Origin of the sequence: Rummeliibacillus sp. G93 (genome assembly GCF_023515935.1) — a bacterium.
In the GTDB taxonomy this organism is placed as follows: domain Bacteria; phylum Bacillota; class Bacilli; order Bacillales_A; family Planococcaceae; genus Rummeliibacillus; species Rummeliibacillus stabekisii.
Map to the genome: position 1 here is coordinate 3,046,212 of NZ_CP097314.1, position 21,019 is coordinate 3,067,230.

At 40.2% G+C, this 21,019-nt stretch carries 14 protein-coding genes, 6 tRNA genes, 3 rRNA genes and 1 other annotated feature; of the genes, 5 read left to right on the top strand and 18 right to left on the bottom strand.

Annotation, left to right across the window (positions count from 1 at the left end; translation table 11 throughout):
- Nucleotides 1–5 precede the first annotated feature (5 nt).
- From sigW to M2M59_RS15445, 11 genes are all read right to left on the bottom strand, one after another.
- Nucleotides 6–569, bottom strand: a complete 564-nt coding sequence (sigW, locus tag M2M59_RS15395) for an RNA polymerase sigma factor SigW (protein ID WP_066790721.1) — start codon at nt 567–569, stop codon at nt 6–8.
- A 348-nt stretch (nt 570–917) separates the two neighbouring features.
- Nucleotides 918–1,820: an arginase gene (gene rocF, locus M2M59_RS15400; RefSeq protein ID WP_066790722.1), complete on the bottom strand. Its 903-nt coding sequence runs from the start codon at nt 1,818–1,820 to the stop codon at nt 918–920.
- A 176-nt stretch (nt 1,821–1,996) separates the two neighbouring features.
- Nucleotides 1,997–2,069 (bottom strand) — tRNA-Lys (locus M2M59_RS15405).
- A gap of 4 nt (nt 2,070–2,073) precedes the next feature.
- Nucleotides 2,074–2,148: transfer RNA gene (locus M2M59_RS15410), tRNA-Gln, on the bottom strand.
- Between the two features lie 5 nt (nt 2,149–2,153).
- Nucleotides 2,154–2,237 (bottom strand) — tRNA-Tyr (locus M2M59_RS15415).
- A gap of 6 nt (nt 2,238–2,243) precedes the next feature.
- Nucleotides 2,244–2,319 (bottom strand) — tRNA-Val (locus M2M59_RS15420).
- Nucleotides 2,320–2,339: 20 nt separating this feature from the next.
- Nucleotides 2,340–2,414, bottom strand: a tRNA-Glu gene (locus M2M59_RS15425).
- A gap of 102 nt (nt 2,415–2,516) precedes the next feature.
- Nucleotides 2,517–2,589 (bottom strand) — tRNA-Thr (locus M2M59_RS15430).
- A 270-nt stretch (nt 2,590–2,859) separates the two neighbouring features.
- Nucleotides 2,860–2,975, bottom strand: a 5S ribosomal RNA gene (gene rrf, locus M2M59_RS15435).
- Between the two features lie 113 nt (nt 2,976–3,088).
- Nucleotides 3,089–6,017 (bottom strand): 23S ribosomal RNA (locus tag M2M59_RS15440).
- A gap of 191 nt (nt 6,018–6,208) precedes the next feature.
- Nucleotides 6,209–7,756, bottom strand: a 16S ribosomal RNA gene (locus M2M59_RS15445).
- The 16S, 23S and 5S rRNA genes sit together here with 6 tRNA genes alongside, the layout of an rRNA operon.
- A 359-nt stretch (nt 7,757–8,115) precedes the next feature.
- Here M2M59_RS15445 and M2M59_RS15450 point away from each other — a divergent pair.
- Nucleotides 8,116–8,748, top strand: coding sequence for a hypothetical protein (locus tag M2M59_RS15450; RefSeq protein WP_249775040.1), 633 nt, complete (start codon nt 8,116–8,118; stop codon nt 8,746–8,748).
- A 41-nt stretch (nt 8,749–8,789) separates the two neighbouring features.
- On the opposite strand, the gene M2M59_RS15455 is transcribed toward M2M59_RS15450, so the two are convergent.
- Nucleotides 8,790–9,512 carry a KinB-signaling pathway activation protein gene (locus tag M2M59_RS15455; RefSeq protein WP_249775041.1) on the bottom strand — a complete coding sequence of 241 codons (723 nt, stop codon included), beginning with the start codon at nt 9,510–9,512 and terminating at the stop codon, nt 8,790–8,792.
- Nucleotides 9,513–9,660: 148 nt separating this feature from the next.
- Between M2M59_RS15455 and gerD the strand changes: the two genes are divergently transcribed.
- Nucleotides 9,661–10,278, top strand: a complete 618-nt coding sequence (gene gerD / locus M2M59_RS15460; RefSeq protein ID WP_066790833.1) for a spore germination lipoprotein GerD — start codon at nt 9,661–9,663, stop codon at nt 10,276–10,278.
- Nucleotides 10,279–10,325: 47 nt separating this feature from the next.
- Here the strand turns inward: gerD and M2M59_RS15465 are convergent, their stop codons facing one another.
- The 3 genes from M2M59_RS15465 to proS form a co-directional block, all read right to left on the bottom strand.
- Entirely contained in the window at nt 10,326–11,390 is a 1,065-nt protein-coding gene (locus tag M2M59_RS15465; protein WP_066790835.1) for an Mrp/NBP35 family ATP-binding protein, read from the bottom strand.
- Nucleotides 11,391–11,460: 70 nt separating this feature from the next.
- Entirely contained in the window at nt 11,461–12,174 is a 714-nt protein-coding gene (gene cwlD, locus M2M59_RS15470; protein ID WP_066790837.1) for an N-acetylmuramoyl-L-alanine amidase CwlD, read from the bottom strand.
- 118 nt (nt 12,175–12,292) lie between these two features.
- Complete coding sequence (proS, locus tag M2M59_RS15475) at nt 12,293–13,729, bottom strand: proline--tRNA ligase (protein WP_249775042.1); 1,437 nt, start codon at nt 13,727–13,729, stop codon at nt 12,293–12,295.
- A 45-nt stretch (nt 13,730–13,774) separates the two neighbouring features.
- Nucleotides 13,775–13,989 (bottom strand) — a binding site (T-box leader).
- Between the two features lie 323 nt (nt 13,990–14,312).
- Here proS and M2M59_RS15480 point away from each other — a divergent pair.
- Both M2M59_RS15480 and M2M59_RS15485 read left to right on the top strand, forming a co-directional pair.
- A complete protein-coding gene (locus M2M59_RS15480; RefSeq protein WP_249775043.1) occupies nt 14,313–15,500 on the top strand; it encodes a YhgE/Pip domain-containing protein in 1,188 nt (395 codons plus the stop codon).
- Nucleotides 15,501–15,545: 45 nt separating this feature from the next.
- The gene (locus M2M59_RS15485; protein WP_147197378.1) at nt 15,546–16,085 is read left to right on the top strand and encodes a PadR family transcriptional regulator; all 540 of its coding nucleotides are present in this window, start codon (nt 15,546–15,548) and stop codon (nt 16,083–16,085) included.
- A 199-nt stretch (nt 16,086–16,284) separates the two neighbouring features.
- On the opposite strand, the gene M2M59_RS15490 is transcribed toward M2M59_RS15485, so the two are convergent.
- The 3 genes from M2M59_RS15490 to M2M59_RS15500 form a co-directional block, all read right to left on the bottom strand.
- Complete coding sequence (locus tag M2M59_RS15490) at nt 16,285–16,674, bottom strand: collagen-like protein (RefSeq protein ID WP_147197380.1); 390 nt, start codon at nt 16,672–16,674, stop codon at nt 16,285–16,287.
- 145 nt (nt 16,675–16,819) lie between these two features.
- Complete coding sequence (gene blaI, locus M2M59_RS15495) at nt 16,820–17,200, bottom strand: penicillinase repressor BlaI (protein ID WP_147197382.1); 381 nt, start codon at nt 17,198–17,200, stop codon at nt 16,820–16,822.
- A gap of 28 nt (nt 17,201–17,228) precedes the next feature.
- Complete coding sequence (locus tag M2M59_RS15500) at nt 17,229–18,995, bottom strand: BlaR1 family beta-lactam sensor/signal transducer (RefSeq protein ID WP_249775044.1); 1,767 nt, start codon at nt 18,993–18,995, stop codon at nt 17,229–17,231.
- 269 nt (nt 18,996–19,264) lie between these two features.
- Between M2M59_RS15500 and bla the strand changes: the two genes are divergently transcribed.
- Entirely contained in the window at nt 19,265–20,191 is a 927-nt protein-coding gene (gene bla / locus M2M59_RS15505) for a class A beta-lactamase (RefSeq protein ID WP_249775045.1), read from the top strand.
- Nucleotides 20,192–21,019: the final 828 nt, after the last annotated feature.

Here is a 21,019-nt window from a genome sequence, read left to right on the forward strand (position 1 = left end):
CCCTCCTACAAATTACTTAGTTGCTTTCTTAAAGCTTCACGTCCGCGATGTATACGTGTTTTAACCGTTCCAAGCGGTATATTCAAAATTTCACTAATCTCTTGCAACGGCAGTTCTTCGATATATTTTAAGATAATCACTGTCCGATATTTTTCGGATAAACAGCTGATTTCGTATTGAATGCGCTCCTGCAATTCCATTCCTTCTACTTCTTCTTCCGGCAATCGATCCGGTGAAGAAATCTGAGAATACATATCAAGCCCGTCAGTACCTGCTACCTCTGCATCTAAATAATAGTCAGGTTTCTTTTTTCTTATACGGTCTATACATAAGTTTGTAGCAATCCGGAAAAGCCAGGTTGAGAATTTCCGATTGAGATCAAACGTATGTAAATTAGTATAGGCCCGTATAAAAGCTTCTTGCGCAATATCTTCTGCTTCATGCTGATTATTAAGCATACGATAACATATTTGGTAGACCTTCTGTTGATAGAGGCTTACAATTTCGGAATACGCATGCTGGTCACCTTTCAGCACTTGCTTTATTCTTTTGTTCGTGATCGAGTCCATGTGAATTCCCCTCCGCCATGCGGCTACATACTATACGTATCGCAGTATTGTTTGGTTTCATTTTTTCATCATTAAATTTTATCAGCTAACGTGTTTCCATCATAAAACTTATAGGACATGTGATGATTAGATAATAAACCTACAGTCCAAAAACTCTTGAAATTAGCAAATAGTTTCATAGGGTCTCTTATCATTCCACCTAGATAAAAAAAATGATGTTTAGTAATCTTCTTTGATTGTTACATCACTTTATTATAACAAGAATCAGGAAGGAAATATCCAACATTTTTAATTTATGTTTTCCATTTTGTAAATTAAAATAAAAAAAAAATGGGCAGTCGCCCATTTTTATACTAGCTTTTCACCAAATAAAGAACCCATTAATGCTACCGCTACTTCAGCTGTTTGATTCTTTTCATCTAAAATAGGGTTTACTTCAACAAATTCTGCAGACGTAATAAGATTTGATTCATGCAACATTTCCATTGCTAAATGGCTTTCTCGATATGTAATACCGCCTGGAACTGGAGTCCCTACACCTGGTGTATAGATTGGATCAATACCGTCTAAATCAAGTGATAAATGAACACCATCTACATTTCTGTCCTTTAAGTAGTTGATTGCATCTTGCATAATATATGTCATGCCTAAACGATCAATTTCATGCATTGAATACACTTTAATGCCTTTTTCCCGGATAAGTTCTTTTTCGCCTTCATCCACTGAGCGTGCCCCAATGATAATGATGTTTTCTGGTTTCACTTTAGGTGCATAGTTTCTAATGTTTACTAAACTATCATGTCCCAAACCCATGCTTATAGCAAGTGGCATACCATGAATGTTACCTGATGGTGATGTATCGCTTGTATTCATATCTGCATGCGCATCATACCAAATAACACCTAAATTGCTATAGTGATCTGAGAGACCTGCTAAAGTACCAATGGCAATGCTGTGATCTCCGCCCAATACTAATGGGAAGTGTTCTTCTTTAACCATTTCATTCACTTTATTAGCTAGCTCTGTATTTGCTTTCAATACAGCTGATAAATTGCGTAGTTTTGTGTTTGGCTCTTCTTTTGCAGGTTCAATGACGATATTCCCCAAATCCTCTACCGTATGTCCAATCGTTTCTAAACGTTCATGCACGCCTGCGTAACGGATGGCGCTCGGCCCCATGTCTACACCCCTGCGTTGTTGACCTAAGTCCATTGGTACCCCAATCATTGTGATGTTTAATGATGTATTCATTATTAAATACCCCCTTTGTATTCTGCTAATATTGTAACCGCTTTTATAGGGATGGCTCAACGTCACATTTTTTTGTATGTTTATTCAAAAAGAAAACTGGAATACTAGAATCTATACTTATTTAGAAACAACAAAAAACCTTCTTCTAATAAAAGAAGAAGGTTTTATATAAGAAATGAGTCATGTAGGATTCGAACCTACGACCCTCTGATTAAAAGTCAGATGCTCTACCAACTGAGCTAATGACTCAAAATGGCTGGGGTACCTGGATTCGAACCAGGGCATGACGGAATCAAAATCCGTTGCCTTACCGCTTGGCTATACCCCAATAGATGGTGGAGGGGGGCAGATTCGAACTGCCGAACCCGAAGGAGCGGATTTACAGTCCGCCGCGTTTAGCCACTTCGCTACCCCTCCGACAAATGGTGGAGGATGACGGGATCGAACCGCCGACCCTCTGCTTGTAAGGCAGATGCTCTCCCAGCTGAGCTAATCCTCCACAATATTAGTTATATAAGATGGTGACCCCTACGGGATTCGAACCCGTGTTACCGCCGTGAAAGGGCGGTGTCTTAACCGCTTGACCAAGGGGCCATCCGCTTTATGTATATCTCTTTAACAAGACAAGAATTATTTTACCATACTAATTTATAAAAAGCAACAGTTTTAACCTAAAAAGTTTAACCTTTATAAATAAGCTTCCAACCGGGCTTGAACCGGTGACCTCTTCCTTACCATGGAAGCACTCTACCTACTGAGCTATGGAAGCATATATTAGATTATAACAACGCATTAATCCTAATGGCAAAGACATTTTTAATTGTAAATTGGATACAATCTTTTGTCAACAATATAATGAAAAACTATTTGATTACTTTAACTAAATAAATTATTTTTATATAGGATGAAGTCTATTACCTTCATTTAAACAATAAGTGATGATTAGAAAACTATCTCAAGGCTATTTATACGGCAACAAGCCTTCACATTTTATGTAATAAAAAAGACACTACTGATTGAATCAGCAGTGTCTTAATATGCCTAGCAACGTCCTACTCTCACAGGGGGAAGCCCCCAACTACCATCGGCGCTAAAGAGCTTAACTTCCGTGTTCGGCATGGGAACGGGTGTGACCTCTTTGCCATCATTACTAGACTTACGGCTTCCAATACACATCGCACTACTGCTCGTGTCTTGAAATCCTTCTTATTGAAAGAAAGTTGTTCTTTCAAAACTGGATAAACGTGAATTGAAGGTTCTTAAGAAATTTGGTTAAGTCCTCGATCGATTAGTATTCGTCAGCTCCATGTGTCGCCACACTTCCACCTCGAACCTATCTACCTCATCGTCTTTGAGGGATCTTACTTACTTGCGTAATGGGAAATCTCATCTTGAGGGGGGCTTCATGCTTAGATGCTTTCAGCACTTATCCCGTCCACACATAGCTACCCAGCGATGCTCTTGGCAGAACAACTGGTACACCAGCGGTGTGTCCATCCCGGTCCTCTCGTACTAAGGACAGCTCCTCTCAAATTTCCTACGCCCACGACGGATAGGGACCGAACTGTCTCACGACGTTCTGAACCCAGCTCGCGTACCGCTTTAATGGGCGAACAGCCCAACCCTTGGGACCGACTACAGCCCCAGGATGCGATGAGCCGACATCGAGGTGCCAAACCTCCCCGTCGATGTGGACTCTTGGGGGAGATAAGCCTGTTATCCCCGGGGTAGCTTTTATCCGTTGAGCGATGGCCCTTCCATGCGGAACCACCGGATCACTAAGCCCGTCTTTCGACCCTGCTCGACTTGTAGGTCTCGCAGTCAAGCTCCCTTGTGCCTTTACACTCTACGAATGATTTCCAACCATTCTGAGGGAACCTTTGGGCGCCTCCGTTACTCTTTAGGAGGCGACCGCCCCAGTCAAACTGTCCGCCTGACACTGTCTCCTACCCCGATCAGGGGTACGGGTTAGAATTTCAATACAGCTGGGGTAGTATCCCAAGGACGCCTCCACCGAAGCTGGCGCTCCGGTTTCAATGGCTCCTACCTATCCTGTACAAGCTGTACCAAAATTCAATATCAGGCTACAGTAAAGCTCCACGGGGTCTTTCCGTCCTGTCGCGGGTAACCTGCATCTTCACAGGTACTATAATTTCACCGAGTCTCTCGTTGAGACAGTGCCCAGATCGTTACGCCTTTCGTGCGGGTCGGAACTTACCCGACAAGGAATTTCGCTACCTTAGGACCGTTATAGTTACGGCCGCCGTTTACTGGGGCTTCGGTTCTCACCTTCGCTTGCGCTAAGCAATCCCCTTAACCTTCCAGCACCGGGCAGGCGTCAGCCCCTATACGTCACCTTACGGTTTTGCAGAGACCTGTGTTTTTGCTAAACAGTCGCCTGGGCCTATTCACTGCGGCTCTCTCGGGCTTGCACCCTACTAGAGCACCCCTTCTCCCGAAGTTACGGGGTCATTTTGCCGAGTTCCTTAACGAGAGTTCTCTCGCTCACCTTAGGATTCTCTCCTCGACTACCTGTGTCGGTTTGCGGTACGGGCACCTCCTGCCTCGCTAGAGGCTTTTCTTGGCAGTGTGAAATCAGGAACTTCGCTCTAAAGAGCTCGCCATCACAGCTCAACGTTATAGAGAGCGGATTTGCCTACTCTCACGCCTTACTGCTTGGACGCACATAACCAACAGTGCGCTTACCCTATCCTACTGCGTCCCCCCATTACTCAAATGGCAGGGAGGTGGTACAGGAATATCAACCTGTTATCCATCGCCTACGCCTGTCGGCCTCGGCTTAGGTCCCGACTAACCCTGAGAGGACGAGCCTTCCTCAGGAAACCTTAGTCATTCGGTGGATGGGATTCTCACCCATCTTTCGCTACTCATACCGGCATTCTCACTTCTAAGCGCTCCACCAGTCCTTCCGGTCTGACTTCACAGCACTTAGAACGCTCTCCTACCACAGACATCGTAGATGTCTATCCACAGCTTCGGTGAATTGTTTAGCCCCGATACATTTTCGGCGCAGCGTCACTCGACCAGTGAGCTATTACGCACTCTTTAAATGGTGGCTGCTTCTGAGCCAACATCCTGGTTGTCTAAGCAACGTCACATCCTTTTCCACTTAACAATTACTTTGGGACCTTAGCTGGTGGTCTGGGCTGTTTCCCTTTTGACTACGGATCTTATCACTCGCAGTCTGACTCCCGTGTATAAATCACTGGCATTCGGAGTTTGTCTGAATTCGGTAATCCGGGATGGACCCCTAGTCCAAACAGTGCTCTACCTCCAGGATTCTTCATCACGAGGCTAGCCCTAAAGCTATTTCGGAGAGAACCAGCTATCTCCAGGTTCGATTGGAATTTCTCCGCTACCCACACCTCATCCCCGCACTTTTCAACGTGCGTGGGTTCGGGCCTCCAGTAAGTGTTACCTTACCTTCACCCTGGACATGGGTAGATCACCTGGTTTCGGGTCTACGACCACATACTTATTCGCCCTATTCAGACTCGCTTTCGCTGCGGCTCCGTCTCTTCAACTTAACCTTGCATGTAATCGTAACTCGCCGGTTCATTCTACAAAAGGCACGCTATCACCCATTAACGGGCTCTAACTACTTGTAGGCACATGGTTTCAGGATCTCTTTCACTCCCCTTCCGGGGTGCTTTTCACCTTTCCCTCACGGTACTGGTTCACTATCGGTCACTAGAGAGTATTTAGCCTTGGGAGATGGTCCTCCCAGATTCCGACGGAATTTCACGTGTTCCGCCGTACTCAGGATCCACTCAAGAGAGAATGCACTTTTGACTACAGGACTGTTACCTGCTATGGTGGGTCTTTCCAAACCGCTTCGCCTAACGCATTCCTTTGTAACTCCGTATAGAGTGTCCTACAACCCCAAGAGGCAAGCCTCTTGGTTTGGGCTCTTCCCATTTCGCTCGCCGCTACTAAGGGAATCGATTTTTCTTTCTCTTCCTTCAGGTACTTAGATGTTTCAGTTCCCTGAGTCTGCCATCAAGACGCTATGAATTCACGTCAAGATTCTACCCCATTACGGATAGAGGGTTTCCCCATTCGGAAATCTCCGGATCAAAGCTTACTTACAGCTCCCCGAAGCATATCGGTGTTAGTGCCGTCCTTCATCGGCTTCTAGTGCCAAGGCATCCGCCATGCGCCCTTAATAACTTAACCGTTGGCTTATAAAGCCTTTAAGTTATTAAGCCTAAAAAATTTAAAACTTAATAAATGTGTTACTTAAGAATTTCTTCAATGTCGTTTTATCCAGTTTTCAAAGAACAAGGTTTTGAGAGTATGAACCCTCAAAACTGAACAGCAAGATGTTAATCCTACAGACGAAGTCTGTATTCCGTTAAATTCCTTAGAAAGGAGGTGATCCAGCCGCACCTTCCGATACGGCTACCTTGTTACGACTTCACCCCAATCATCTATCCCACCTTCGGCGGCTGGCCCCAAAAGGTTACCTCACCGACTTCGGGTGTTACAAACTCTCGTGGTGTGACGGGCGGTGTGTACAAGGCCCGGGAACGTATTCACCGCGGCATGCTGATCCGCGATTACTAGCGATTCCGGCTTCATGTAGGCGAGTTGCAGCCTACAATCCGAACTGAGAACGGTTTTATGAGATTAGCTTGCTCTCGCGAGTTTGCGACTCTTTGTACCGTCCATTGTAGCACGTGTGTAGCCCAGGTCATAAGGGGCATGATGATTTGACGTCATCCCCACCTTCCTCCGGTTTGTCACCGGCAGTCACCTTAGAGTGCCCAACTAAATGATGGCAACTAAGATCAAGGGTTGCGCTCGTTGCGGGACTTAACCCAACATCTCACGACACGAGCTGACGACAACCATGCACCACCTGTCACCAATGTCCCCGAAGGGAAAACTCTATCTCTAGAGCGGTCACTGGGATGTCAAGACCTGGTAAGGTTCTTCGCGTTGCTTCGAATTAAACCACATGCTCCACCGCTTGTGCGGGCCCCCGTCAATTCCTTTGAGTTTCAACCTTGCGGTCGTACTCCCCAGGCGGAGTGCTTAATGCGTTAGCTGCAGCACTAAGGGGCGGAAACCCCCTAACACTTAGCACTCATCGTTTACGGCGTGGACTACCAGGGTATCTAATCCTGTTTGCTCCCCACGCTTTCGCGCCTCAGTGTCAGTTACAGACCAGACAGTCGCCTTCGCCACTGGTGTTCCTCCAAATCTCTACGCATTTCACCGCTACACTTGGAATTCCACTATCCTCTTCTGCACTCAAGTTCCCCAGTTTCCAATGACCGCTCGCGGTTGAGCCGCGAGATTTCACATCAGACTTAAGAAACCACCTGCGCGCGCTTTACGCCCAATAAATCCGGACAACGCTTGCCACCTACGTATTACCGCGGCTGCTGGCACGTAGTTAGCCGTGGCTTTCTAATAAGGTACCGTCAAGGTACGTTCATTTCCTAACGTACTTGTTCTTCCCTTACAACAGAGTTTTACGATCCGAAAACCTTCATCACTCACGCGGCGTTGCTCCATCAGACTTTCGTCCATTGTGGAAGATTCCCTACTGCTGCCTCCCGTAGGAGTTTGGGCCGTGTCTCAGTCCCAATGTGGCCGATCACCCTCTCAGGTCGGCTATGCATCGTCGCCTTGGTAGGCCGTTACCCCACCAACTAGCTAATGCACCGCGGGCCCATCCTGCAGTGGCGCGAAAGCGCCTTTCAACATTTCACCATGAAGTAAAATGGATTATCCGGTATTAGCTCCGGTTTCCCGAAGTTATCCCAGTCTGCAGGGCAGGTTGCCCACGTGTTACTCACCCGTCCGCCGCTAAATCAGAGGAGCAAGCTCCTCGTCATTCGCTCGACTTGCATGTATTAGGCACGCCGCCAGCGTTCGTCCTGAGCCAGGATCAAACTCTCCATAAAAGTGTTTGATTGCTCAAAATTTCACTAGCGCATCATCTTTACGATGATGTCTTTAAAACTAACAGTTGTTAGTAAGTTTAAATGATTAACATCTTGCTTGTTCAGTTTTCAAGGTTCATTTCGTTGTCGCCTTAACGACTTAACTATCTTATCATGGTTAAAACCATTAGTCAACAACTTTTTTAAAATAATTTAAGTCGTTTACTATCAGTCTTGCTCATTCTGACGAGTCAACGTTAACAACTATACTCTCTTACTATAAATGAGTCAACTATTTTTTTATAAAGTTTTAAAATACAAGCCTCTAACATATATATACTTTGGAGGTGAGCATACTGATTAAAAGAATACTGCTACTGATGATAGTAATGTTAGCTATTCTACTCGTCTTTATTCCGACTAAAAACAATTTACTTAGTGTATTTCGGTTAACAGATGAGCCAAACGTTATTTTAAAGGGAACATACGGAAAGGCATTAACAATTGATCTTTCATATGCCGATGAGGAATTTATCAAATGGCTAAACGAAACAAAATCTCCTTACCCATTATTAATGGTAGACCCAGCATTATTAGAACGTTCTAAAACTCTCGTAAAAGTCATTAAGTCTAAAAACATTCCTGTTGGTTTATTAGGCAAAAGCAGTGAAATATATGAGGAAAACCCTTCTCAACTGGAACAAGATATAGAATTGTTCAACACCATTATGAAACAACCTCCACTTTGGTTCAGAACGAAAGATTACATCTTCCTGCCAAACGTTTCAAATGCTTTATGGAAACAAAAAATCAATATGTTAGCAGCATCTAAAATGGGCACAAATTCAAAAGAAATAAAGGTTTCAAACGGAGACATTATTGCCATCCCTTATCATCAAGAAGAAAGAATCACCATAAAAAACTTAGAGCGACTAATTGAGAGTAACCAATTTGGACAAATTGAAGAAGTTATTTTTGGTTATTCCGCAACCACTAAAAAGTTTCCTAAATAGAAAGAAGGCTATTTCACCATAACCAGGGAAATAGCCTTTCTTTACTTTTGTTTCGCTTTTTTGCGGTTTGTTTGTTGATTATTCGCTTGTTGTTTTGTAGCGTAGGCATTATGTTCTTTACGGCGCTCTTCCCTTTTCTTCAAATCAGCTGCTGATTGTGCATTATATTTAGGTAATTCCAGTAGTTGGAATGCATTAACAGCCAAAATTGGGAATAATAAAATCGTGATATATTGATTGCCTCCTTCAGTACGAACCCAAAGCGCAATCAACCATTCGATAATACTTACAAAAACCATGAAAAATAAAGCGGAGATAAGGATATGCTTTTTATTCGTCATTTTGACTTTTTTGATAGCCGTCAAAAAAGCAGCTACTAATAATACCGCTAATAAACCTATGTATAGGAACCAATCATTTGCAGTATCGGCATATGGCCTAAAACGGAAATAGACCACATCTGCAATCGCTATAATCATCAACAATAGTTGTACCCAATTCCACAAAGTTAATGAGCGGAAAATATTTACCCCGATTTGATGCACCGTCAGATAGGCAAAATACCCCATTTGGCAAACCATGCTAATTGTAAATCCAAGAAATACAAACCACAATAAGCCGCTGATTGCTTCAGTTAGTTCACCATTAGAAAAATGCGGTCCATAAAAATTTCCCCACCGAACGATTAAACTCATAACCCCAGTGACCAAGCCGCCTATAATCAACGCTCTTAAAGCAAACTTCAACCAATTACGTATCGTCACAACGAGTGTCCTCCATTTTTTTAGAAGTTCTTGTTTCATTCTAACATGAATATTTAAAAAATCTATTTCTTCTCGTTCCCCATACATATTACACGGGCTTTTGTGAACAATAAATGAAACGACTGATACACAAAAGTGAGGGAAGGTTATGTATAAAAAAGCCATTATCTTTACATTTCTTCTTGCTCTTTTAACAGGTTGTTCCGCTGCTGCTCCTCCTCAAAGCCAATCGTATGAAGATATAAAAAAATCCACTCTAGATGCATTGCAAACAGAGGAAGGAAAAAAAGTCATACGAAAACTTCTAGAAGATCCGGCCATGAAGGATATGCTTGTGCTCGAGCATGATGATGTCAATTCTGCTATAGAGGACACATTGCTTTCTAAAAAGGCCGAAGAATATTGGAAAACCCAATTTGAAGATCCTAAATTCCGCGAAACATTTGCGAAAAGCTTGAAAAAGGAACAAAAGGATCTCCTAAAAGATTTAATGAAGGATGCCTCTTTCCAAAAAGACTTGGAACAATTTTTCTCTCAACCCGATATGCAAAAACAATTAGAAAAAATCATGAAATCAGCAAGCTCTAAAGAAGATTTAGAAAAAGTGATTGCTGAAGTCATAAAAAGCCCAATGCTACAAGAAAAGTGGGCAAAGCTAATTGAATCGTCAGGAGAAAAGTCTAAGTCTTCAGATGGCGGTGGCGGCAGTGATGGTGGCCAAGGTGGCGGTGGCGGCGGCTCCGGTAAAGGAGTTGGCGGTAAGTAAGCATGAAAAAGGGATGAAGCATTTAGCTTCATCCCTACTTTTTTACCTTAATCTTCTTGCTCTAATTTATCACTTACACGCTGTGCAATTTCTAAATAAATTTGACCTGTTGAATGATTTTTGGCATAAACAGATGGCGCAAAATCAACTTCATTCCAATCTGGTTGTCCTAAAGGTATTTGGCCAAGTAAATCAGTTCGCAATTCATCGGCTAGCTTTGGACCGCCGCCTTTTCCAAATACATATTCTTTTTCGCCTGATACATCAGATTGGAACCAAGACATATTTTCAATCACACCAAGGATTGTATGCTCTGTTTTGATAGCCATAGCACCAGCACGAGCTGCTACGAATGCTGCAGTTGGGTGTGGCGTTGTTACAACGATTTCATTTGATTCAGGCAACATTTGGTGAATATCAAGCGCAACATCCCCAGTGCCAGGAGGAAGGTCTAATAATAAGTAATCTAAATCTCCCCACTCAACATCACGGAAGAATTGATCCAATACTTTGCCTAGCATAGGTCCGCGCCATACAACTGGTGCATTATTTTCGACAAAGAAGCCCATTGAAATCATTTTTACTCCAAATCGTTCCACAGGGATTATACGATTCTCTTCTACAATTGGCATAGTTTGTACACCCATCATATCCGGTACACTAAAGCCATAGATATCTGCGTCAATTAAGCCTACTTTTTTCCCTAAACGTGATAAAGCAACCGCTAAATTGACAGCGACAGTAGATTTCCCCACTCCGCCTTTACCTGACGCAATGGAGATGAATTTCACTTTATTTAAAGGCGATAACAAATCCTGTGCTTCTGCACGAGTGGCAGTTCCACGGAATTGCTCGATATTTTCTTGAGGAAGTTCTTGGAATCTGATGCCGACTGTTTTAAATCCTGCTTCCTTTAATGTATTGACGATTTCCATTTGAAGAGAAAGTTGTTCAGGTGTATTTGTTTTCGCAATCGCAATTTTTACACTGACATGTTCTTTCTCTTCTTTAATTGAAACCTCTAAAACCCCACCAGTTTCCTTTAAGGATTTATGTAGAAAAGGATCTTTTAATGCTCCCACTAATTCCAGAACTTGTTGTTCATTAATCACTGTAGACACTCCTCTATTGCGTTTGCCTTTAGTATATCATAACGCTTACAAATAAGTATTATGGCATATCTTATTCAATAGAGGATTCGGAATAACGTTCAATGCCATCTACAATTGCTTCCGCCATTTTTCGTTGATAATCAGGAGAAGACAATAGCTCTGCTTCTTCAGGATTACTTAAAAAGCCGGTTTCAACTAATACAGCTGGCATTTTCACTTTTTTCAGCAAATATACTTGCTTTATTGCTAGTGCCTCACGATTTGTATTTTTTAGGTTCTCCTTGATGGAGTCTTGGATAGAATTAGCTAACAATTCTCCTGCTGGATGCCCATTCGCATGGTAAAACACTTGAGCTCCGCGCCACTTTGTTTCAGGAATAGCATTTGCATGTATGCTTAGGAATAAATCCGGTTTTTCCTTGTTCACTAATTTTTCTCTTAAGAATATGTCTTGCTTTTTGCGTTCTCTCAAAGTGTTAAATTCAGCTTTAGGTGTATGCTCGGCGATCACATCATCATTCTTTGATCTTGTCATATATACCGTTGCGCCTTTTTTCTTTAAAAGCTTTTCCACTTCTTTCGTAATAGCCAACGTTACATTTTTTTCAATCAACTTATCTGTAGACGCCCCTCCATCAATCCCCCCATGCCCCGCATCCAATGCTATCTTGACACCACCCAAGGTCTCGGAAATAAAGAATCCGCGATTAGATGCTTTGGTCTCATACACAACTATGAAAATACAAGCTACTAAAACAACACTCCATATCATCCAACGTTTCAATCACAGACACCACCTTTTTACCATACCATATGCGGAAGACTGTCCCGATATGTCGGTAGCATAAGCAAAACAAAAACCCCTTCTCTGCTGTATGAGAAAGGGGCTTTGTTTATTAGTATTAATAAGCGCGGGCAAACCACACTGTATGTTTTGCTTCTTTGCCACAATTTAAGCATGTATGCTTTGTTGTTGGCGGATTGAATGGTATGTTTCGCGTAGTGAATTTTGTTTTTTCTTTTATCGTTTCTTCACACGCATCATCTCCACACCAGCCAGCTAAAACCCAACCAGGAATGGTTTCTTGTTCTTTAGACTTTTCTAAATGGGCTGTTAACTCATCTAATGTTTCAATATGCGTGTGTGAATTCTCTGTTCGGAAAGCTTTTGCTTTTTCTAAAAGACGCGTTTGCATCATTTCAAGTTCTTTTTCTACATGTTCAATGACAGCATCTAAAGATACCGAGACTTTTTCATCCTCATCGCGTGCTTTCATTAAAGCTTGCTGATTTTCTAAGTCACGAGGACCTAGCTCAATACGGACAGGAACACCTTTCAGCTCCCATTCATTAAATTTATAGCCGGGCGATTGATCTGAATCATCCAGACGAACACGAATACCTTTCGCTTTCAATGCTGCGAAAATTTCATCGAGTTTCTCAATAATGGCAGGATTCTTTTTCCATGGACCGACCGGAATAAGCACTACTTGTATAGGTGCTATCTTTGGTGGCAAGACAAGGCCTTTTTCGTCTCCGTGAACCATAATAACAGAACCAATCAAACGTGTAGATGTTCCCCAGGAAGTTGTATGCACGTAAGTATGCTTGTTTTCTTTATTCAAGTATTTGATATCAAATGCTTCCGCAAATTTTGTACCTAAATAATGAGAAGTCCCCGCTTGTACAGCTTTTCCGTCTTTCATCATCGCTTCAATAGAGAAAGTATCAACCGCACCAGCAAAACGTTCTGATGGTGTCTTTTGCCCATCATAAACAGGGATAGCAAGAAGTCCTTCAACTACCTCTTTATATATAGATAGCATTTGCATCGTTTCTTTGCGTGCTTCTTCTTCATCTACATGTGCAGTATGACCTTCTTGCCACAGGAACTCGGATGTACGAATGAATGGAAGAGTTTTCTTTTCCCAACGGAAAACATTTGCCCATTGGTTAATTAAAACTGGAAGGTCTCTGTAGCTTTTAATCCAGTTTGAATATAAATGGCCAATCATCGTTTCAGAAGTTGGACGTAATGCCAAACGCTCTTCTAATTCTTCTCCTGCTGCTTCTGTCACCCAAGGAAGCTCTGGTGAAAATCCCTCAATATGATCCTTTTCTTTTTGGAAAAAAGATTCAGGAATTAACATTGGGAAGTATGCATTGCGGTGCCCCGTTTCTTTAAATCGTTTATCCATCTCCGCTTGGATATGTTCCCATATCTCATAGCTGTCAGGTTTGAATGCAATACATCCACGTACTGGAGTGTAATCAATCAAATCTGCTTTTTGAATTGTATCAATATACCATTTTGAAAAATTGTTTGTCATTTGAGACATTTTCTTTTCCTCCTTAGAAAAAATAAAAAAAGCATAAAGCGTCCAAATAAGGACGTCTTTATGCTAGTAGACGTGGTACCACCTTAGTTCGGCGTAAATAAACTTTATGCCCTCTAAACGTTTATAACGAAACGACTCGGTTAGCTTTTCACTAACATCTCCGTGGCAGGGTTCAATAAGAAGAGGTGATATAGCTTCCAGCCTAGGCTATACTTTCTGGTTCACAATTCTTATTTACTTGATCACTTCACTGATTATATATATAAACAAATATATCAACTTGTTTCAGATACTTCAATCATTAGTATCAACACAAATGCTAATTTGTATACCATATTAACATATTCTTTTTCTAATATGGATAGAAGATTTATAAGTCTGCTCCCCCTACCGTTACTTTCGACGATAGATAGGGGGTTTTATAATTGGTTCTTCTATCAAATGGTTCACGATAATAACACGTTTTTCAATTGACTTTCTGATTAAATTAAAATAAACTACTAACATACTTTTTAAAAAGTACTTTGATTAAAGTATTTTAAATAAAGCATAAATGAATTTAGCAAAAGGAAGGATTCAACAAATGAAGTTTACTCAATTCTTAAAAACAAAAGGGGCAATCGGAGCCATATTCATGGGCATATTTTATGCGGTTGTCATGTTAGGGATCTTCTTGCCTGGCTATTCAGCAATCCCAGGAAATATAGATAAATTACCAATTGCCATAGTTAATGATGATTCTGGTGAATACGGTGCAAAGATTGCCGATCAGTTACAAGAGAAGTTACCGTTTAAAAAAATTGAAATGGATTTAACAAATAAAAAAGCCTTAAAGGATTTAGAGCATAATGATTTAGCGTTAGTTGTACACATTCCAAAAACATTCTCTAAGAATATGCAAAAAGGTGAAACATCTTCAAGCATCGACTTTACAATCAATGAAGCCGGAGCTACAACCGTTTCCTCTTCTATCAATTCTGTCATTATGGCAATCAATAACCAATTTAGCACTCAATTTTCTCAACAGACAGCAGAAGGCATTCTAATGAACGTGAATGTACCAAAAGAGCAAGCGGCTGAATTAGCTAAAAAGATTGAAACGTCGTATGTAGGAAACGTCGTAAAAATTAACGAGATGCCAGATGGTATGAATAATAACATGTTGCCAATGTTCTTAACGATGGCTGGTTATACAGGTGCGATGATTGGTGCCATGCAATTAGTAGGCGTATTCAAGGGCAGTCGTGGAAAAGCAAGTAAAACTCGCTTATTCTGCTATGTACAATTAACAGCATTGATAGTGGCAGTAGTATCATCACTAGCCGGTACAGGGATTGCATATTTAATTAATAAACCGAGCGGTAGCCTATTCTTCAGCGTATTAGGACACCAAATTCTTAATTACATGGTCTGCTTCAACTTCACGGCTATTTTAATCTTTTTAGTTGGAGAAGTAGGCATGATTTTCAACTTACCAATTTTACTCATTCAAACACTAGCAAACGGCGCGACTATTTCCCGCGATATGATGTACTTGCCTTATAAATGGATGAGCTATATTTCACCAATGTATTACTCTGTACAAGGATACTTTGCTGACTTATACGGAAGTATCAGTGCAAGTCCATATATTTGGTCAATGGTTGCAGTCGGTGCAGCTGCTATGTTGATTAACATTGGGATTGTTGCATTTATTCACAAACCTATCCCAGTAGAGGAATCTTCCACTGAAACAGACAAATTAAAGAATTCGTCTGAAGCAACTATCTAGTTTTTGTTACAATAGAGTTAACATGCTTCTTGAAGGAGTGTTAGTATGTCTATTCAAATCTTTATATTGAGCAAACTGATGGAGGGTGCCAACTACCCTTATAAATTAAAAAAACACCTATCCGATCCAATTCCATTAGATCAAATAGCTGGATTAACAGAAAGTAAGCTATATTATAATTTTGACTCCCTAGCTAAAAAAGGGTTGATTGAAATTATTGAAATTAAAAAAGAAGAAAATCGACCAGATAAGCAAGTATTTGCGATTACCGAAAAAGGTCGCGAAGAGCTGCCCAAGCTCATATACAAGTTATTTGAGAATGCCAAAGAAATTACAGATATGGTCGTGGGCATAGCAAATATCAAATATGTGAACCGAGAAAAAGTAATAGAGATATTAGAAAAGAAAGCTCGAACTATTGAAAGCCAATGGGCGCACGTAATTGGGTTCAAAGACCAGATTGAGCTAGATGAAGATAGTGAGAAGTTTGTAAACTACATGACAGGTTATGTATCAACTAAAACGGAACACACGATTCTCTGGCTAGAGGAACTAATTAATCGAATTCAACAAGGGCAGCTATAACAGATGAAAGCAGTCAGTTTTCCTAATAAAGGAGAACTGGCTTTTTCTAACATTAATTGATAAGAACTTATATATCAAACCTCTTTCCGCTGCTATACCAGAAAGAGGTTTTTATGATAAATATGCATGTTCAATTTTGTACATCAAACAAGATAATGATACGATGGCTTATTCTACCAAGGCCCAAGCAATATTGTTTTTAAAAACACGTAAACGAGCTAATTCTCCTTGTATCAATACCAAAAATCACCCAGGTCCAACCAGTCCATCTGAAACCTGAAACGGATCTTGAACCTACGAAAACAGGATAGTACCAAAATGCGTCACCATTGTTTAGCCATACGTACGTATTACGGAACAGACACATTCTAATTGCTCCTGGATCTACTGCTAATGGCGAAACAGTTGTTGACTGTTGCGGAGTAAATGATGGGGGCGGAGCAGTTGGTGCCTGTGAAGTGCCTGGCGTTCCAGGAAATGATGGTCCTGGAGAACTTGGTATCCCCGGTATTCCTGGAAATGAAGACCCTGGAAAACTTGGCATTCCTGATGACCCAGGGAAACTTGGAAATTGGAATGGATTATTCATTTTAAAAATCACCACCTTAAATAAAACTCTAAAGTAGTGTATGTTGTATTGTCCTTTTGTGTTCAATTACTCTCAGATCAAATAGAGTACCAATTGATACAAAATAAAAAAAGAATACCCTGATATATGGGCATTCTTACTGTTTTTATTTTTTTTGCTTCGGATCTAGGATGGATCTTAATTCCTTTATATCCTCTTCAGATAAATTATCCTCCTGAATAAACTGTACTAACATAGACTTCAGTGTGCCGCCATAAATACGTTTAATAAACGATTCTGCCTCAGCACGCTGACATTCATCCTGCTCATACAGCGGAAAAAACGTATACACCCTTTGTTCTTTATTTACTCCCACGACTTCTTTTTTAACAAGACGATCTAAGAGCGTACGTATTGTTTTTGATTTCCAATCAGTTCGTTTCTGTAGGGCGGAGATTACATCATTTGCAGTAAGCGGCGCCTCTTTCCAAAGCACCGTCATCACTTCCCATTCAGACTCTGATATATTGGGAATATTTTTAGACATCATACAACCTCCTTTAGTAGATCAATAATTAATATATCCCCATGTCCTTTAAAATGGACAAAGTTATTTCTGCCGCCTTTTTACCCGATGCCTTTTCTTTTCTCTGAATATTGGTTGCAAAGAAATACGTATTCTTCCCATTTTCAATATATCCAATGAACCAACCATTCACTTCTTTGTTATTTACAACGCCTGTACCCGTTTTTCCAGATAGCAGTACCCCATTTTTTTGCTCAAGTTTGATTGCCTTTTTAACCGCTTGGACGTTTTTATCCTTAAACCCTAGCCGATTAGTATAGAAATTTTTTAATAACTGTACTTGTTCAACTGGTGATATTTTTAAAGATGATTCTAGCCAATATTGACTGATCCCGCCCGACATGTCGGAATTGCCATATTTCATTCGTTTTAAATAAGATTCAATGATTGCAGTCTGATTTCGCCTATCTAACTCTTGAAAATACCAGCTCACTGAATTTTTCATCGCAGTCGACAAATTTTGTTTTGAATTCCAAGAATCAAAAGGATACTTGGTCCCATTCCATTTTAGGCTAGAATTTTCACCTGATATAATATCGGACTCCAATCCGATTAATGCACTATAAATCTTGTAAGTAGAATCCGGAGAAACTCGAAGTGTACTTCTATTTTTATTATATATTTTATATTGGTCAGCCTGGTTATCGTATAAGACAAAGCTTCCATCATACCCCTTGAAAAGATTACTCGGATCCAAATAACTAGTCTTTTCACTCGTAAACTCATAACGATTCTGGTTCTGAGCCATAGCTGAAATGAATGGAACCTGACTCCCCACCAATATGCCTAACATCATAAAAACCACTATACTCTTCAGTTTCAAAAGCTTCGATTCCTTTGTATAACAAGCAATATGCTCTATACGGCTTTTCATTTGCTTTTTGAAGCCATTAAATTGATTGGCTAAAATTAGGTTTTTCTGCTGCGAGACTTTCTCTATAAAATGGATAATCGTCAGCCCATATTCTTTGTGATAATTCTCATCTAAGGAAGCTAAAACTGCATAATCGCAGGTGATTTCCCGATCCAATCGCATCTTTCGAAAAGCTAGCCAAACTAGTGGATTGAACCAGTAAATAATTTGGAAAAAGAGGATAAGGTAATTTACAACTGTATCTTTATATTTATAGTGATTAAGTTCATGTAGCAAAATATATTTGATTTCATCTTTTGACAGCCATTGATCAAATTTAGAAGGCAATACAACATAATTTCTTAGAAGACCTATTATCATCGGAGAATTGACAAGCTTTGACTCTCCTACTGCTATCTGTCCCGATATACCTAATTGCTTTTTGCACTGTTCAAATAAAAACAGTATATCTTTATTTACTAAGGGGGATGTTGTTCGTTTAATTTTCTTTATATCAAGCCAAGCAATTATTGCTAGCCATAACATAACTAGCATTCCTGCGATCCATATATAAGTTAATACCGTCCCCAGAAATTCTATATTAATGCGATGAATAGATAAGGAATAATCCTGTATCCAATTCGAATGTTGAGCATCTTCAATATTCGCCAACACTGGTTTTTGTTCATTATGTCGGTTGACACCCAAATCGATAGAAGGATATTTAATAGGCAGTAACTGAAAAGGAAGAAATGGCAGAATCAAGGCCACCATCAATAAAAACCACATATGATATTTCCCTTTTACAGATAACTGCTTTTGGAAAATCTTCCTTCCCAGCATAATTCCTATAACCGTTAAAGAAGAAACTATAAAACAAATGATGAAGTATGTAAAAAGCAATGTTTTCACCTCTTTTATTCATTCGAAGAAGTTAAATAAATTCTCTCTAAAACTACAACTGTAATATTCAAATATTATCATGACGGTTATGGTTTATCAAACACCCTTTCTACTTATGCATTCTGTAATTCCCCTCTTGTTAAAAAAGGTTGACCAACAAGGATTACAGTTGTAGTATTGTATTACACGTGTAATACATATGATTTGAAAGGTGGAGACGATTTAATCTATTTAAGACAATAATGATGAAATAGAAATGAGGTTATAACTTGAAGAAATTAACGAATACATTATGTAGACTAAATAAAACCCTCTTTTTATCTTTGCTAGGTTTAATCCTGCTAGCTGGTTGCACGAATGCAACTAATTCTTCTGCTGCTTCACCTGAGCATAAAACCCCTAAGGAAAAAGGCACGCATACTGAAGAAGCTTTCAAAAAGCTGGAGAGTGAGTTCGATGCCCGTCTTGGTGTTTATGCGATTGATACGAAAACAAAAAAGAGTATCAGCTATCAATCAGATGAACGATTTGCTTTTGCTTCTACTTACAAAGCACTTGCCACAGGTGCCATGCTTAAGCAAAAATCCATGAAGGATCTTGATAAGATTATCACTTACACTAAGGAAGATTTGGTCACCTATTCACCTATCACTGAGAAATACGTAGATACAGGAATGACAGTGAAGGATATTGCGACTGCTGCTATCCGGTATAGTGACAATACAGCAGGAAACCTACTTTTCAATGAATTAGGAGGTCCTACTGGATTTGAAAAAGCCTTAAGGAAGATGGGAGATAAGGTAACACAGTCTAATCGTTTGGAACCTGAATTAAACCTTACCACTCCCGGAGACCTTCGTGATACAAGTACACCGAGAGCACTTGCATCAAATCTTCAAAAATTCGTGATTGGTGATGTACTTCCTACAAAGAAGAAGGCACTCCTAACCGATTTGCTAGTTGGGAACGCCACAGGGGACACATTAATACGTGCAGGTGTACCTAAGGATTGGGTTGTTGCTGATAAAAGTGGAGCAGGGGGCTACGGAACACGTAATGACATTGCTGTTGTTTGGCCACCCGATAGAAAACCAATAGTAATCGCTATCCTTTCTTCTCGCAATACGAAGGACGCAACCTATGATGATGCTCTTATTGCAAAAGCTGCGAAAGTTGTAGTAAACGCTTTAAAATAATATACAAAATAGGCCTGAGATCTTTCCGTTCATCATGGTTATACTTGGCCATGTTTATTATAGATTTTATTTTTTAAAACCCAGCTACTTTCTTATGGAAGTTAGTTGGGTTTCTTAATTATTTATCCATATGTTACTCGGCCATTAATTCTTGGTTTATTCAAATTTACTCATAAATAATCAAAATACCCTTTCTCGGTACTTCGAGAAATGGTTTGGACACAGTGATTCACACAAAGATCCTGTTATTAAATCAAGAAAGCACCGTACCATAATGCTTTGGTTCCTGTTCCCCATATAACTTCGTTACTGCTTCATCAACTGCATCCCATCCAGTCGTGTTAACTTCTTTCGTCATTATTTACCCTCCATTTTAATAGAGAAGCAATTATCCCTTACACAAGTTTCTATAATATGTATAAATTATAATGATAAATCAGCCTAATTGTAACATATGGTAAAATTGTTCAATCATCATAACTGCCTTTATAGAAATAGTGATCTCTTCTGTTCTTTATGCAATATTTCTACGTGTTACATAGTGTCTGGATTACTAAATAAACAAAAAAGAATGCAACAGCAAAATTTTCTGCCCTCCGTTCTGGCATTAATTCCCCTGTAATTAATTGAGCAAGCTTCTTTGCAACCTCTTTATTTAAAACGAATGCTCCTTTCACATAAATGACGATGCAGAGGAGGTTACAAATGTACAACTATATATACTTTGATGAATTTTTTGAAAACTTTTTTTATTCATGATAGGGTGGAGTTGTCCTAAAAAAGGCATTTAATAGAGTTTGAGTCTTCTTAGTTTAAAAATTTAAAAGA